Raw genomic sequence first — 12272 nt, 5'->3', positions numbered from 1 at the left:
TGCCGCGGGAGCTTCCTCCGGCCGACAGGCCATTGGTAGCGTGCTGTGGGTGCCTCCGGGGGCATTTGGGGCATCGCGGCGGACGCCGCTCCCACAAACATCACCGGTCTTGGCTGTTGGCTGGCCACTGCGGCGATTCCCACCGAACGATGGCTTCCAGGCCACCTTCGGGGTGATTGCGCAGGGTCAGGCGGGCACCGTCTTTTTCAGCCAACGCACGGGCGATGGTCAAGCCCAGGCCGGCGCCGCCGGTCTCGCGCGAGCGCGAGGTCTCCAGGCGCAGAAATGGGGTGAACACAGCCTCCAATTCGTCCGTAGCCAATCCTGGCCCGCTGTCACGCACCCGCACCTCGACCGCATCGCCATCGCGGCGCGCGTTTACATGCGCACTGCGGCCATACTTCACCGCGTTGTCAACCAGATTGGAGAACAAACGCCGCATCGCCAACGGCCGCAGCATCATCACCGCACCGCTCCCCTGCTCCAGCACCGCGTCATGACCGGACTCGGCGGCGTCCTCGACCACGCTTTCCAGCAGTGAGTCCAGGTCCAGCGCCGCGCGTTGCTCGGCGCTCTCGGCGCTGCGGGCGAGCTCCAGTCCTTCACGGATCAAGGCCTGCATCGCGGCAAGATCGCCGATCAGGCGCTCGCGCAATGGCTCGTCCTGAACGTTTTCCAGGCGCAGTCGCAGCCGCGTCAGCGGCGTCTGCAGATCATGAGTGATCGCCGCCAGCATCTGCGTGCGTTCGCCCAGGTGCCGCTGCAGGCGCTTCTGCATGGCATTGAAAGCTTCGGCGGCGCGCTGCACTTCCAATGGCCCGCTCACCGGCAGGGGTTCGCGCTGCAGGTCATGCCCAAGCTCGGTGGCGTGATTGGCCAGCCGCTGCAAGGGTGAACTGGCGATGCGGGCAACCACATAAGCGAGCAGGCCAATCGCCAATACCAGCAGCGACAGGAACCAGGGGTCGAATGCCGAAGCGGTGCGTCGTGCCACCGCCGGGTATTCCAGCGCCAAGCGCAGCGGTGTGCCATCGGTGAGCGTCAATTCCACCAAGCGGCAGCGCGGCGGGGTGAACGCAGGGTCGCGATCACGTGAATGCTGTGGCCGCGGCCCGCGCCCGGGCGGCGGCAGGAATTCCGGCAACGGCGGCATGCAAGCGCGGAAGCTGCTGGCACGCACGTGCGCGCTGGCAACTGCGCCACCGCGTGCGCTCAGCACCGCCATCAGTGCCTGATCCACATCACCGGTGCGGAACTCGCCTTTCACCTCACGCACGCTGGGTCCGCCCACCGCCAACAGGCGGCTGCGCAGCTCCGGGTTGCCATCCAGCAGATTGACGAAGCCCTGCAGGCGGTCGGCGATACGGGCGAGGTTCTGCCGCTCGAATTCCTGCTGGCGGCGGCTCTCGGCCAGCAGCGTGGCACCTATGGCGGCCACCATCATGCCGACGAGCAGGATGACGAACAGCCGCCCCGCCATCGACGACAGGAACAGACGCAGCCGCTTCATTCCAGCGTCACCGCACTGGCGAACACGTAGCCCTCGTTGCGTACCGTCTTGATCAGGCCATCGGCCCCGGCGTCTCCCAGCTTCTGCCGCAGGCGGCTGATCTGCAGGTCGATGGCGCGGTCCTGGGATTCATAGCTGCGGCCGCTGCTCAGCGACACCAGCTGCTCGCGCGACAACACCTTGTTGGCATGCCCCACCAGCACCCGCAACAAGCGGAACTCGGCGCCGGACAGCATCACCACGCGCTTGGCCGGGTCGATCAGATGGCGATGTTCGAGGTCGAACACCCAGCCGGAGAACACCGCCCGACGCATCGCCAGTGGCTCAAGGTTGGCCGGTAGCGCCTCGGTGCGACGCAGCACATTGCGGATACGCGCCAGCAGCTCGCGCGGCTCGAAGGGTTTGGCCAGGTAATCGTCCGCGCCCATCTCCAGGCCCAGAACGCGGTCAATCGGCTCGCTGCGCGCGGTCAGCATGATCACCGGTGTGGTCGAGCGCACGCGTAGTTCGCGGCACAAGGCCAGGCCATCTTCGCGCGGCAGGTTGAGGTCCAGCACGATCAGGTCAATGTGCTCGCGCGCCAGCACCTGGCGCATCTGGTTGCCATCGGCCGCCGTGCTCACCGCGTAGCCTGCCCGGCCCAGCTGTTCGGCCAGCAGGTTGCGGATGTCACTGTCGTCGTCTACCACCAACAAGCGGTGCAAGGTCTGTTTTTCCGTCATGGCTCAATGATCCATGCTAGCGGATCGTCGTGCGCGCCCGTGCATGTATCCACGAGTATCAACACCCACGCTTGATACACAGCGACACATGGCTGGCTGAACCTGATACACGCCGACACATACTGTGCCTTGAGGCTGAACAGGGCGCTGACCACACTGGCATCAACGCCGCACGCTGCGGCCCAGCCTGAGTGCCTGATCACCGTGAAGCTGCTGCCCTCCTCCCGCCGCAACCGCCTCCTGCTTGCCGCTGCCATCGTCGCCCTGATCGCCGGCGGCGTGTTCTGGGCCACGCGCAAGCCCGCTACCCCTTCAATGGCCACCTCGCCGGTCAGCCGCGGCGACCTGGAACAGACCGTCGATGCCACCGGCGTGATCGATGCCTACAAGCTGGTCAGCGTTGGTGCGCAGGCTTCGGGCCAGATCAAGGTGCTGAAGGTGCAGTTGGGTGATGTGGTCAAGCAGGGCGACCTGATCGCCGAAATCGATTCGGTCACCCAGGAAAACAGCCTGAAGAACGCCGAAGCCGCGTTGGAAAACATCCGCGCCCAGCGTGCGGTGCAGACCGCCTCGCTGAAGGAATCGGAGCTGGCCTTCGCCCGCCAGAAGGAGATGCTGGCCGCCGAAGCCACCTCGCGCGCCGACTATGAGTCGGCCGAAGCCAACCTGGCCAGCACCCGCGCGCAGATCCGCGCGCTCGATGCGCAGATTCGCCAGCGCGAAACCGAGCTGGGCACCGCCCAGGCCAATCTCGGCTATACCCGCATCACCGCGCCCATCGATGGCACCGTGGTGGCGGTGGTGGCCGAAGAAGGCCGCACGGTGAACGCCAACCAGTCAGCGCCAACCATCGTCAAGCTGGCGCGGCTGGACCTGGTCACGGTCAACGCAGAAATCTCCGAAGCCGACGTGGTCAAGATCAAGCCCGGCATGCCGGTCTATTTCACCATCCTTGGCAACCCCGATCACAAGTACCAGGCCACGCTGCGCACGGTGAACCCGGCGCCGGCCTCGATCAGCACCGACAGCACCAGCTCCAGCAGCTCATCCTCATCCAGCTCCAGCACCGCCGTGTACTACAACGCACTGTTCGACGTCGAGAACCCGGACGGCACGCTGCGCATCGACATGACCGCGCAGGTATCGGTGATGCTGGCCCAGGCCAAGGACGCGCTGCTGATCCCCACCGTCGCGCTCGGCCCCAAGGTGCCGGAAGGCGGCCGTGGCCCCGGCGCGAATACCGCCAATGGCGAGCAGCGCGCTGCCCGCAGCAAGCAGGAAGGCCAGCGCCAGCAGCGCCGCCAGCCGGATGCCGCCACACTGGCCAAGAGCAACAGCTACGTGGTCCGCGTGGTCAACAAGGAGGGCCAGCCGGAGCCGCGCACGATCAAGGTCGGCCTCAACAACGGCTCCAATGTCGAAGTGCTGGAAGGCCTGAAGGAAGGCGAGCTGGTCGTGGTCGGCGAAGTCACCGCCGGCGAGAAATCCAGCAGCAACCAGCGCGGCCCGATGGGCCCGATGATGGGTGGTCCGCGCCGATGAGCCAGCCGCTGCTGCAACTGCGCGACCTGCGTCGCGAGTTCCCGGCCGGCGAGGAAACCATCGCCGTGCTGAAGGACGTCAACCTCGACATCCACGCCGGCGAGATGGTCGCCATCGTTGGCCAGTCCGGCTCGGGCAAGTCGACGCTGATGAACATCCTCGGTTGCCTGGACCGCCCCACCGTCGGCTCCTACAAGGTGGCCGGCCGCGAGACCGGGCGCATGCAGCCGGACGAGCTGGCCGAGCTGCGCCGCGAGCATTTCGGTTTCATCTTCCAGCGTTATCACCTGTTGGGAGATCTGGATGCGCGCGGCAACGTGGAAGTGCCGGCCATCTATGCCGGCACCCCGGCCGAGGCCCGCCGCAGCCGCGCCGAGGCGCTGCTTGCGCGGCTGGGCCTGAGTGACCGCATGGGCCACAAGCCGGGCCAGTTGTCCGGCGGCCAGCAGCAACGCGTGTCGATCGCGCGTGCGCTGATGAACGGCGGCGAGGTGATCCTGGCCGACGAGCCCACCGGTGCGCTGGACAGCGCCTCCGGCGAGGAAGTGATGGCCATCCTCGGCGAGCTGCATGCCGAGGGCCAGACCATCATCATCGTCACCCACGACATGCATGTGGCCGAGCACGCCCAGCGCATCATCGAGATCCGCGACGGCGAGATCATCGCCGACCGCCGCAACGACAAGGTGCCTGCGCTGCAGAAGCAGCAACGCCCTACCCCACAGCCCAGCACCGGCAATGCCTTCCAGGCCGCACGTGATCGCTTCGTCGAAGCTTTCCGCATGGCCTTGTTGGCAATGAACGCACACCGCCTGCGTACCTTCCTGACCATGCTCGGTATCATCATCGGCATCGCCTCGGTGGTGTCGGTGGTGGCGATGGGCAATGGCTCGCAGCAGCAGATCCTGCAGAACATTTCCTCGCTGGGCACCAATACCATCGACGTCTACCCGGGACGTGGCTTTGGCGACATGCGTTCGGGTCGCGTGCAGACGCTGAAGAGCAGCGATGCCGAGGCCTTGGCCACGCAGAGCTACATCGACAGCGTCACCCCCAGCGTGTCCAGCTCGGTGACCGCACGGGTCGGCAACAAGGCTGCCTCGGCGCAGGTTGCCGGCATTGGCGACCAGTACTTCCGGGTCAAGGGCATGACCCTGGTCAGCGGGCGCTACTTCGACGAAAGCGAAGTAAAGAGTCTGGCCCAGGTGGTGGTGATCGACGAGAACACCCGCAGCCAGCTGTTCGGCAGTGACGACCCGCTGGGCCAGGTGGTCTTGCTGGGCAATGTGCCGGCCCGCGTGATCGGCGTGGCCAAGCGCCAGTCGATGGGCTTTGGCGGCAGCACCAACCTCAGCGTGTGGGTGCCCTACACCACGGTGATGGCACGCATGCTCGGCCAGACCTACCTGAGCAGCATCACCCTGCGGGTCAAGGACGACACGCCGATGGATGCCGCGCAGTCGGCCATCACCAAACTGCTGACCCTGCGCCACGGCACCGAGGATTTCTTCCTCAGCAACACCGCCGAGATCCGCGAGACCATCGAATCCACCACCAAGACCATGACCCTGCTGATCGGCGCCATCGCCGCGATCGCGCTGGTGGTCGGTGGCATCGGCGTGATGAACATCATGCTGGTGTCGGTGACCGAGCGTACCCGCGAGATCGGCGTACGCATGGCCGTGGGTGCGCGCCAGAGTGATATCCGCCAGCAGTTCCTGATCGAGGCGGTGCTGGTCTGCCTGCTCGGCGGCGTGCTCGGCATCGCGCTGGCGCTGTCCATCGGCTGGGCGTTCCAGACCTTTGGTGCCAGCTTCACCCTGATGTTCTCCACCGGCTCGATCATTGCCGCCTTTGCCTGCTCGACCCTGATCGGCGTGGCGTTCGGCTTCCTGCCTGCCCGCAATGCCGCCCAACTCGACCCGGTCGAGGCCCTGGCCCGCGAATGAAGATGACCATGAACCTACTGCGTCCCCTGCTGCTCTCCACCGCACTGACCGCCGCCCTGGCCGGCTGCGCCACCACCCCCAGCGCCGACCCGGCCGCCGAGCTGCGCGTGCCCGCCGTCTATGGCCGCGGCGATGCCGCCGCCAATACGCCGGTGCAGGTGGTTGCGCACGAAGTCACCGCGCCGGTCGCCGACGTGCACGCCGATGCCTGGTGGCAGGGCTTTGCCGACCCCCGTCTGGACCGCCTGATCGAAGCCGTGCTGGCCCGCAATACCGACATGGCCTCGGCCGGGCTCAAACTCGAACGCGCCCGCGCCCAGGCCGGCCTGGCCACGGCCGATCTGTGGCCGCAGGCCAATGGCTCGGTGAGTGCCAGCGGCAGCCGCAGCATCGACAGTGGCGACGACTGGTCGCGCAACCACAGCGCCAGCGTCTCGCTGGGTTGGGAACTGGACCTGTGGGGCAAGCTGCGCGGCCAGCGCGACATCGCCCAATGGGAGGCGCAGGCCACCGCGCAGGACCTGCAGAACACGGTACTGAGCCTGGTCGGCCAGAGCACCGATCTGTACTGGCAGCTGGGCTATCTCAACCAGGCAATTGCAACGGGCCAGGCCAATCTCGAACGCCTGCAGCGCACCGCTGCCCTGGTGCAGACCCAGTTCGATGCGGGCGGTGTATCGCGGCTGGAAGTGCGCCAGGCGCAGCAGAACATCGAGAGCCAGAAGGCCGCGCAATCGCAGCTGGAACAGCAGCGGGTGGAAACCCGCAACGCGCTGACCGTCTTGCTGGATGGCCAGCCGTGGCCGCTGGCCGATGAGCCGCAGAACCTGGATATCGCGCAGAGTCCGACCCTGGCCGAAGGCCTGCCGGCCGAGCTGCTGGCACGCCGCCCCGACCTGCGCGCGGCCGAACTGCGCCTGCGGCAATCGCTGAAGAACATCAAGGTCACCGCCACCAGCTATTACCCCAGCCTGAGTCTGAGCGGCGCGGTAGGCAGTTCCAGCGCCTCGCTAGGCGATGTGCTGACCAATCCGGTGGCAACCCTGGGGGCGGGGCTGAGCCTGCCGTTCCTGAAATTCCGGCAGATGCAGCTGGATATCAAGTCGGCGGACCTTTCCTACCAGATCGCCGCCAATGATTTCCGTCGCACGCTGTATACCGCGCTGTCGGAAGTGGACAACGCCTTGTCGGCACGCACCCGGCTGGCCGAGCAGGTAGCTGCCGCGCAGGCGTCGTATGACGAGGCGGTGGAAATCGCGCGCCTGTACGAAGTGCGTTACCGCGCCGGCGCCACCGACCTGCGCACCTGGCTGGAAGCCGAGCAGACCCGCCGCAACGCCGAGCTGTCATTGGCGCAGACCAAGCGCAGCCAGCTGGTCAACGATGTGACGCTGTACAAGGCGCTGGGTGGTGGGGCCCAACAGCTGCAATGAAGCCCGCTTAAGCCCCTCTCCCGTTCACGGGAGAGGGGTTGGGGTGAGGGGAAGCTTCTAGCAAGGAAAAGTCAAAAACTCCCCTCATCCGCCCTTCGGCCACCTTCTCCCGCAGGCGGGAGAAGGGACTTCGCTTGGCATCGCTTGAATCTGCAGTACTCCGAGCCCCCTACTGCCCCGGCGCGTGCACCCCATGCCGCTGCAGAACTTCCCGCACCTTATCCAGCGGGATCGCCTCCACCGTCTGCCCATTGCCACTCACCGTGGTCGCCATGAACAAGGCGTTGTAGACCGATTCTTCCACCGCATCCACGCTGGCCTGGAACACCGCACTCATCTGCTCGTTGGCCAACTCGGTGGTCTGCAACTGCGCGGCATCAAACCCGCGCCGCACCGATGCTGCGGTTGAAAATGCCAGCACATAGTCGCCACTGCCGTTGGAGGCAGAACTGCCGGTACGCCCCAGGCCCATCATCCCGCGCGAGGCCAGGCGCCGCAGGTTGCGGTCGGACAAGGGCGCATCGGTGGCCACCACAATGATCACCGAGCCATCGCCGCGATCATCGGCAAGCCGGCGCACATTGCCCTGCGCGGCAACCGCATTCTGGAACGCGTAGCGGTCCAGCTCGCGACCGACCGGCGCGCCTTCCACCTGCAGCACGCCGCCAAAATTGGCCTGCACCAGCACGCCCACTGTCCAACCGCCCAGGCTCTCGGGCAGCTTGCGCGAGGAGGTGCCAATACCGCCCTTCCAGCCGAACGCCACCGTGCCGGTGCCTGCGCCCACGCTGCCTTCCTGTACAGGGCCGCTCTTCGCACCTTCCAGGGCTCGACGCACAGCATCGGCGGTCACCGGCCGGGCGCGGATGTCATTCAGGCCACCGTCATTGGTCTCGCCGACCACTACGTTCAAGGAGCGCACCTGCTGCATGTCCGGTTGCGCCAGCATCCACTCGGCCATTGCATCGGCGGCCTTCCACACGCACAGCGTGCAGGTCAGCAGGATTGGGGTCTCCAGCTCGCCCAGTTCGTTGACCTGGGTGCTGCCGACGAATTTGCCAAAGCCATTGCCAACATGCAGCGCCGCCGGCACCCGCGAGCGATAGGCGTTGCCGGGGTGCGGCAGGATCGCGGTGACGCCGGTGCGCACGGTGTCGCCCTCACGCAAGCTCACCTGGCCAACGCGCACGCCGGCCACGTCAGTGATCGCGTTGTTGCTGCCGGGCGCGAAGATGCCGGGGGCGACGCCCAGATCACGGGCGCGTACGCGCAGGCTGTCACGGGCGGCGGTGTCCTGCGGAGCGGCGTCGTGGGCCGCGACGCCCAGGGCACAGAGCCCCGCCAGCGCCAAGGTCAATTGCAGGAAAAGACGAGGCGGCGTGCGGGGCATGAGGTTCCTTACAGGCGTTGGCGGACGGCCTCGAACAATGCCACACCCGTCGCCACGGATACATTGAGGCTTTCGATATCGCCCGGCATCGGGATGCGCACCAGCTGGTCGCAGGTCTCGCGGGTCAGGCGGCGCATGCCGTCACCCTCGCCCCCCATCACCAGCGCCACGTTGCCGCGCAGGTCGAGCTGGTGGATGGTGGCGTCCACTTCACCGGCCAGGCCGTAGACCCATACGCCCAGCTTCTGCATCTCCTTGATCGTGCGGACCAGGTTGGTCACCGCCACCACCGGGATGCGGTCGGCAGCGCCGGCACTGACCTTGCGCACGGTGGCATTGACCGGCGCGCTCTTGTCCTTGGGAATCACCACCGCGGTGACACCGGCGGCAGCAGCGCTGCGCAGGCAGGCACCGAGGTTGTGCGGGTCCTGCACCTCGTCCAGCACTAGTACCAGCGCCTTGCCTTCGGCGGCTTCGATCAGGCCGGACAGCTCGTTCTCGGCCCACAGCTTGGGCGCGGCGTAACGCGCAACCACACCCTGGTGGCGGACCTGGCCGGCCACGCCGCCCAGCGCCTGGGCGTTGACCTTGCGCACATCGATGCCCTTGCGCAGGGCTTCTTCCTCGATTTCGACAAGGCGCGGGTTCTTGGCGCCGGCCTCGATCAGGACCTCACGGACGTTTTCGGGGTCTTTCTCGATCGACGAAGCAACGGCATTGACGCCGACGATCCACTGGTTCTGCTTGCTCATGGGCGTCACATGGGGACTTCTGGGGGTGGCAATGGTAGGCCGATTCGGCCCCGCCCGCAGCTGCCACCGGCCTACCGGGGACGGGAAAGGCGGCTCCGCCATGGCGGAGCCACCTCCTGCATCAGTACTTCTGCTTGACCCGCTTGGCCGGCTTGCCGCGTTCGGGCAGTGGCGGCAGGCCTTCGTCCAGCGGCTCGCCATCCAGTTTTTCGATCAGCCGGAAGTCGATCTTGCGCTCTTCCATGCTGGCCTTCAGCACCAGGATGCGGACCCGGTCACCGAGCCGGAATTCGTTGCCACGACGGTCTCCGCTCAAGGTCTTGCGGATCGGATCGAACTGGTAATAGTCGTGCGGCAGCTGGGTCACGTGGACCAGGCCATTGACCTTGGACTCGTCCAGTTCGACGAACAGGCCGAAGCTGGTCACGCCGCTGATCACGCCATCGAACTGGCCACCGACGTGCTTTTCCATCCATGCGGCACGGAAGCGCTCGTCCACCTCACGCTCGGCCTCATCGGCCCGGCGCTCGCGCTCGGAGCACTGCAGCGCCAGTGCTGCCATCTCGCGCGGGGTATAGGTGTATTTCTCGCGCGGGCCGCCGGTCAGCGCGTACTTGATGGCACGGTGCACCAGCAGGTCGGGATAGCGACGGATCGGCGAGGTGAAATGCGCATAGGCCTCCAGCGCCAGACCGAAGTGGCCGTTGTTGTCCGGCGAATACACCGCCAGTGACTGGCTGCGCAGCAGCACCGACTCCAGCAGCGCCGCATCCGGGCGCTCGCGCACCTTCTTCAGCAGCTTGGTGTAATCGCCCGGCTGCACCTTGCTCCAGGCTGGCAGGCTCAGTTTGAACTCCTTGAGGAACTCCAGCAGGTCGGCGTACTTGGATTCCGGCGGACGCTCGTGCACGCGGAACGGTGCCGGGATATGGGTGGACAGCAGGTAGCGCGCGGCTTCCACGTTGGCCGCGATCATGCATTCCTCGATCAGCTTGTGGGCGTCGTTGCGCACCATCATGCCGGCCTGGGTTACCTCGCCGCGGTTGTCCAGCACAAAGCGCACTTCCGAGGATTCAAACTCGATGGCGCCACGGCGCTCGCGCGCCTTGGACAGGATGCGGTAGAGCTGGTGCAGGTTCTGGATCTGCGGCAGCAACGGGCCGATGAAGGCCTTGGCGTCGGCATCGTCCTCACCCACCGCGCCCCATACCTGGGTATAGGTCAGGCGCGCATGCGAATTCATCACCGCTTCGTAGAATTTCGAACCGCTGACCTGGCCATCGCGGCCCACCTGCATGTCGCAGACAAAGCACATGCGGTCTTCCTTCGGCCGCAGCGAGCAGATGCCGTTGGACAGCGTCTCCGGCAGCATCGGCACCACGAAACCGGGGAAATACACCGAGGTGGCGCGGCGCTGGGCCTCGTCATCCAGCGGCGTGCCGGGGCGCACGTAATTGGAGACGTCGGCGATGGCCACCACCAGCCGGAACCCTTCGCGGTTCGGCTCGCAGTACACGGCGTCATCGAAGTCCTTGGCGTCTTCACCATCGATGGTGACCAGCGGCAGGGAACGCAGGTCCACGCGCTTGCCGATCATCGACGGTTCCACCGTCATCGGGATGGCGGTGGCTTCGTCCAGCACTTCCGGCGGGAACTCATACGGCAGCTCGTGGCCGTGGATGGCGGTTTCCACCACCAACGACGGGGTCAGCTTGTCGCCCAGCACGGCGATGATCTTGCCGATCGGCGGACGTCGCGAGTCCGGCGCATGGGTCAGTTCGCAGACCACCAGCTGGCCATCCTTCGCCCCGCCGGTTGCATCGGCCGGGATCTGGATGTTGCGCTGGAGGCGTTTGTCGTCCGGCACCACGTAGTAGATGCCGGCCTCCACGCTGAAATGACCGATCAGGCGATTGACGCCGCGCTCCAGCACACGTGCGATGGCGCCTTCGCGGCGGCCACGGCGGTCGATGCCGGTGACATTGGCCAGAGCGCGGTCGCCGTGCATGACCTTGCGCATCTCGTAGGGCGACAGGAACAGGTCGTCGCCGCCCTCGTCCGGGCGCAGGAAACCGAAGCCTTCCGGATTGGCGATGACCACACCGGGAATCAGGCTCAGCTGGCTGACCGGTGCAAAACCGCCGCGGCGGTTCTGCACCAGTTGGCCGTCACGCACCATCGCGCCCAGGCGCTTGCCCAGCGCTTCAGCGCGGTCCGGTTCGGTCAGGCCCAGGGCTGCGCCGATTTCCTCGGCGTTCTGCGGACCTTCGCAGCGGTCCAGCAGCTGCAGAATGGCCTCGCGGCTAGCGATGGGCTGCGCGTAGCGCTCGGCCTCGCGTGATGCATAGGGATCATCGAAGGCCGCCACCGGCGGACCCGACTTGCGACGGCCGCGCACGAAGCTCTGCGGCGCGGCATCGTCGGTGAATTTGCGTTTGCCAGGCTTGGCAGCGGCGCGGGGGCCGGCCTTGCCTGGTTTGGCCGCCGACTTCGCCGGCGCGGACAGACTCTCCGGCATCCACGGCGGCAGCTTGGCACTTTTTGCTTTGGGGGCTTTGCCCGGCGCCTTGCCCGGCTTGCTGCCGGTGGCGGACTTGCGGGCCTTGTCGGCCCCAGTGGTCTTTTTGTTTTTCATCAGCCTCCATGGTACATGGACACAGGTGTACAGGGTGCGCACACGGTCACTGCGGATGTTTGTGAAAAAGCGTTGACAAAGATGCGCATCCTCTTCAAACTGCGCGGCCTGAAGTGCCCAGGTGGCGGAATTGGTAGACGCACTAGCTTCAGGTGCTAGCGGGGGCAACTCCGTGGAGGGGCGAGTCCTCTCCTGGGCACCATGACTCAAACGAAACAACCCGCGAAAGCGGGTTTTTTTGTGCCCGATGCTTTTGTAGTGCCGAGCCATGCTCGGCAGGGGCCTTACCGATAATCCCAACCTGTAGTGCCGAGCCATGCTCGGCAGGGGCTTTACCGG

General features: G+C 66.2%; 8 protein-coding genes and 1 tRNA gene. 4 read left to right on the top strand and 5 right to left on the bottom strand.

The window, feature by feature from the left end:
- Positions 1 to 100: 100 nt before the first annotated feature.
- Positions 101 to 1510 carry an ATP-binding protein gene (locus tag AC1VXC_RS20150; RefSeq protein WP_481539366.1) on the bottom strand — a complete coding sequence of 470 codons (1410 nt, stop codon included), beginning with the start codon at positions 1508 to 1510 and terminating at the stop codon, positions 101 to 103.
- Positions 1507 to 2232 (bottom strand): response regulator, encoded by a 726-nt coding sequence (locus AC1VXC_RS20145; protein WP_312370151.1) that lies wholly within the window; start codon positions 2230 to 2232, stop codon positions 1507 to 1509. Before AC1VXC_RS20145 ends, AC1VXC_RS20150 begins: the two co-directional genes overlap by 4 nt.
- 198 nt (positions 2233 to 2430) lie before the next feature.
- Here AC1VXC_RS20145 and AC1VXC_RS20140 point away from each other — a divergent pair, with 198 nt between their 5' ends.
- From AC1VXC_RS20140 to AC1VXC_RS20130, 3 genes are read left to right on the top strand one after another with little or no spacing between them, the layout of a single operon-like run.
- A complete protein-coding gene (locus AC1VXC_RS20140) occupies positions 2431 to 3774 on the top strand; it encodes an efflux RND transporter periplasmic adaptor subunit (RefSeq protein WP_313170190.1) in 1344 nt (447 codons plus the stop codon).
- A complete protein-coding gene (locus AC1VXC_RS20135) occupies positions 3771 to 5723 on the top strand; it encodes a MacB family efflux pump subunit (protein WP_313169396.1) in 1953 nt (650 codons plus the stop codon). The genes AC1VXC_RS20140 and AC1VXC_RS20135 overlap by 4 nt, the downstream gene beginning before the upstream one ends.
- Positions 5720 to 7156 carry an efflux transporter outer membrane subunit gene (locus AC1VXC_RS20130; RefSeq protein WP_481539367.1) on the top strand — a complete coding sequence of 479 codons (1437 nt, stop codon included), beginning with the start codon at positions 5720 to 5722 and terminating at the stop codon, positions 7154 to 7156. Before AC1VXC_RS20135 ends, AC1VXC_RS20130 begins: the two co-directional genes overlap by 4 nt.
- A 169-nt stretch (positions 7157 to 7325) precedes the next feature.
- Here AC1VXC_RS20130 and AC1VXC_RS20125 read toward each other — a convergent pair whose 3' ends face one another.
- From AC1VXC_RS20125 to rnr, 3 genes are all read right to left on the bottom strand, one after another.
- A complete protein-coding gene (locus AC1VXC_RS20125; RefSeq protein ID WP_481539368.1) occupies positions 7326 to 8546 on the bottom strand; it encodes a DmpA family aminopeptidase in 1221 nt (406 codons plus the stop codon).
- 8 nt (positions 8547 to 8554) lie between these two features.
- A complete protein-coding gene (gene rlmB, locus AC1VXC_RS20120; protein WP_293706047.1) occupies positions 8555 to 9298 on the bottom strand; it encodes a 23S rRNA (guanosine(2251)-2'-O)-methyltransferase RlmB in 744 nt (247 codons plus the stop codon).
- A gap of 121 nt (positions 9299 to 9419) precedes the next feature.
- The gene (gene rnr / locus AC1VXC_RS20115; protein ID WP_482995087.1) at positions 9420 to 11933 is read right to left on the bottom strand and encodes a ribonuclease R; all 2514 of its coding nucleotides are present in this window, start codon (positions 11931 to 11933) and stop codon (positions 9420 to 9422) included.
- Positions 11934 to 12048: 115 nt separating this feature from the next.
- Between rnr and AC1VXC_RS20110 the strand changes: the two genes are divergently transcribed.
- Positions 12049 to 12135: transfer RNA gene (locus AC1VXC_RS20110), tRNA-Leu, on the top strand.
- Positions 12136 to 12272: the final 137 nt, after the last annotated feature.

Source organism: Stenotrophomonas sp. STEN033, assembly GCF_056856655.1.
Note: the sequence above shows the minus strand (reverse complement) of the source record. Positions and strands in the feature narration are given on the sequence as shown.